1 protein-coding gene is annotated in these 1078 nt (G+C 64.2%); it reads right to left on the bottom strand.

Annotated elements, in window-relative coordinates:
• Positions 1-925, bottom strand: a 925-nt coding sequence (locus tag OUZ45_RS20745) for an IS110 family RNA-guided transposase (protein ID WP_266172235.1), incomplete at its 3' end; no start/stop codon positions are given.
• Positions 926-1078 lie beyond the last annotated feature (153 nt).

Genomic DNA, 1078 nt, shown 5'->3' with positions numbered 1-1078 from the left:
GCCACGAGGCGTTGTCGCGAACCATGGCGTTGAGCACGGTTAATAGCTTGCGCATGCAAGCGACGATGGCGACCTTTTTGCCTTTGCCGGCCTCGCGTAACCGCTTAAAGAACGCCTTGATGGGTGGGTTGAACCGAATCGCCGAGAGGGCGGCCATGTAAAGCACGTGGCGCACCATGGCGCGCCCGCCCCAGACTCGGCGGCGCCCTCGCAGTGTGCCGCTGTCGCGATTGAGGGGCGCGACCCCTACCAGCGCGGCGATGCGCTTGCGATCGAGGGTGCCCAGTTCGGGCAGCTCGCCGATCAAGGTGAGTGCGGTGATCTCGCCCACGCCTTTGACCTCTTCGAGCAGGTGGCGTCGTGCTTGCCAGGCGTCGCTGTCTTCGACGCTGCGGCGCAGGCCGTCCTCGGTGGCACGCAATCGCTTGATCAGCCAGTCGATGTGCTTCTTGATGTCCTGCCGGATGGCTTTGTTGGGCGCTTGCTGGAGGCGGTTCTTTTCCATGGTGAGCATCTCCACCAGTTGTCGTCGCCGTGCCAGCTGGTCGGCAAAGGCTTGCGTCGCCGCGTCCGGCAACGGTCGCTGAGCGGGCTCGATGGCCTGGGCGAAGCGCGCCAGCACGCGCGCATCCAGACCATCGGTCTTGGCCAACTGGCCGGTCGCTTTGGCAAAGTCGCGCACCTGGCGTGGGTTGACCACCGCCACCGGCAACGCGGCGGCGAGCAGTTCGGCCACCAAGGCGCGCTCCAGGCCACCAGTGGCTTCCAGCACGATCAGCGTCGGCGGCAGCGCGGCTAGCGTGTGTAGCAAGGAGGCGATGCCCTTGGCCTCGTTATCGCACCGGCTCAGTGCTTGGGTGGCCGATACAAAGACATCCAGGTGGGCTTTGGACACGTCGATACCCACGAAATTCTTTTGGTCCATATGGCACTCCGATGACCCGGCCTTGCGAAACGGGCTTGAAGCCCAGGCAACTGTTCGGGTTGTGAGGAAAAGTCCCCGCCGACCCAGGCTCACCTACGATCTCGTGATCCGAGGGGCAACGGTCTGGCGGGGGTAAAGCAAACTTACAAGGGG

Origin of the sequence: Dyella subtropica (genome assembly GCF_026283965.1) — a bacterium.
Lineage (GTDB): Bacteria > Pseudomonadota > Gammaproteobacteria > Xanthomonadales > Rhodanobacteraceae > Dyella_D > Dyella_D subtropica.
This window is presented reverse-complemented; position numbering and strand designations above follow the sequence as displayed.